This is a genomic window from Kitasatospora sp. NPDC059462, assembly GCF_042749955.1.
Taxonomy (GTDB): domain Bacteria; phylum Actinomycetota; class Actinomycetes; order Streptomycetales; family Streptomycetaceae; genus Kitasatospora.
This window is the reverse complement of record NZ_JBHYUU010000375.1, coordinates 1-2,451: the sequence shown is the minus strand read 5'-3', so window position 1 is coordinate 2,451 and position 2,451 is coordinate 1. Positions and strand designations below refer to the sequence as shown.

Annotated in this window: 1 protein-coding gene; it reads right to left on the bottom strand. The window is 74.5% G+C overall.

Features of this window, described 5'->3' with window-relative positions; all coding sequences use genetic code 11:
- Positions 1 to 2,451: ribonuclease E/G (locus tag ACFXAM_RS38525; protein WP_380298571.1), on the bottom strand; the 2,451-nt coding region annotated here is incomplete at both ends.

Genomic DNA, 2,451 nt, shown 5'->3' with positions numbered 1-2,451 from the left:
GTCGCCTTGCGCACCGCCCGGCGGCGGGGCCGCCCGGCGGGAGCGGCGGCCGGCGCGGCCGGGGCCTCGACGACCGGGGCCGGGGCCTCGGCCGGCTCGGCGGCGGCCTGCGCAGACGTCTCCTCGACGCCCGGCACCTCGATCGCCAGCTGGCCCTCGATCTCCTCGCGGACCGGCGCCTCGACGGCGGCCTCGGCGGCCTCGACGGACTCCTCCGGCTCGGCGGCCTCGGTGGACGCGACCGCCTCGACGGCCTGCGGCTCCTCGTGCGCCGCGCCGCCCTTGCCCCGGCGACGGCGCTTGCCGCCGCCCGAGCCCGCGTCGACGGCGGTCGCGCCGCCACCGGTGTGCACGTGGGCGCTCGGCTGCTCCATGTGGACGATCACACCGCGGCCGTTGCAGTGCACGCAGGGCTCGGAGAAGGACTCCAGCAGCCCCTGGCCGACCCGCTTGCGGGTCATCTGCACCAGGCCCAGCGAGGTGACCTCGGCCACCTGGTGCTTGGTCCGGTCCCGGCCCAGGCACTCCAGCAGCCGGCGCAGCACCAGGTCGCGGTTGGACTCCAGGACCATGTCGATGAAGTCGATCACGATGATGCCGCCGAGGTCGCGCAGCCGCAGCTGGCGCACGATCTCCTCGGCCGCCTCGATGTTGTTCCGGGTGACCGTCTCCTCCAGGTTGCCGCCCTGGCCGACGAACTTCCCGGTGTTGACGTCGATGACGACCATCGCCTCGGTGCGGTCGATCACCAGCGAACCGCCGCTGGGCAGCCAGACCTTGCGGTCCAGCGCCTTCATCAGCTGCTCGTCGATCCGGTAGGTGGCGAACACGTCCACCTCGGAGGTCCAGCGCTGGAGCCGGCCGGCGAGGTCCGGGGCCACGTTGGAGACGTAGTCGTGGATGGTGTTCCACGCCTCGTTGCCGGAGACGATGACCTTGGTGAAGTCCTCGTTGAAGATGTCGCGCACGACCCGGACGGTCATGTCCGGCTCGCCGTACAGCAGCGCGGGGGCGTTGCCGGTCGCGGCCTTCTTCTGGATGTCCTCCCACTGCTGCTGCAGCCGCTGGACGTCGCGGGTCAGCTCCTCCTCGGAGGCGCCCTCGGCGGCGGTGCGCACGATGACGCCCGCGTCGTCCGGGACGATCTTCTTGAGGATCTGCTTCAGGCGGGCGCGCTCGTTCTCCGGCAGCTTGCGGGAGATGCCGGTCATCGAGCCCTCGGGCACGTAGACCAGGTAGCGGCCGGGCAGCGAGATCTGGCTGGTCAGGCGGGCGCCCTTGTGGCCGATCGGGTCCTTGGAGACCTGCACCAGCACGGACTGGCCGGACTTCAGCACCGACTCGATCCGGCGCGGGCCGCCGTGGCCGCCGAGCGCGCCGAAGTTGACCTCACCGGCGTACAGCACCGCGTTGCGGCCCTTGCCGATGTCGACGAAGGCGGCCTCCATGGACGGCAGCACGTTCTGGACCTTGCCCAGGTAGACGTTGCCGACGTACGAGGTGGCCTGCTCCTTGTTGACGTAGTGCTCGACGAGCACGCCGTCCTCCAGGACGCCGATCTGGGTGCGCTGGCCGTTCTGGCGCACCACCATGACGCGCTCGACCGACTCGCGGCGGGCCAGGAACTCGGCCTCGGTGATGATCGGCACCCGGCGGCGGCCCAGCTCGCGGCCCTCGCGGCGGCGCTGCTTCTTGGCCTCCAGGCGGGTGGAGCCCTTGATGGACTGCACCTCGTCCGGGTCGAAGGACGGCTCGGTGGAGCGGCGGCGCGGCTCGCGCACCTTCACCACGGTGCGGACGCCGTCCTCGGTGGTCTCGGCGGTCTCGACGGCGCCGGCCTCACCGCTGCGACGGCGGCGGCGACGGCGGCGGCGCGACGAGGACAGGCCGGCGGCCAGGTCGTCGTCCTCGTCCTCGTCCTCGCCGACCGGCTCCTCGGCGGTGGGCTGCTCGGTCTCGGCGGTCTCGGCCTCGGCCTCCTCGGCCTCGCCACGACGGCGGCGACGGCCACCGCGGCGGCGGCGGCGCGACGGGCGGCCGTCCTCCCACTCGTCCTCGGCCTCGGGGCCGGTGGCGGGGGCCTCGACGGCGGCGGGCGCCTCGGCGGGCGGCTCCTCGACGACGGGCCTGGCGGCGGCCTTGGCGGTGACGGCCTTGGTGGTGACGGCCTTGGCGGCCGCGGGCTTCTCGGCGGCGGGCTTCTGGCGGGCCGGGGTCTGCACCCGCACCGAGGTGCGGACGCGACGGCGGCGGCCGACGCCGCTGTACTCGAACTCGTCCTCCTCCTCGCGCTCGGCCGGCGCGGCGGGCGCCTCGGGGGCGGCCGGCTGCGGGGCCGCCGGGGCGGCGGACGCGGCGGGGGCGACGAAGGGGGCGGGCTCCTGGAAGACCGGCGCCTGGAAGATCGCGGTGGACGGGCGCACGGCGCGGCGGCGCACCCGGTGGGGCGGC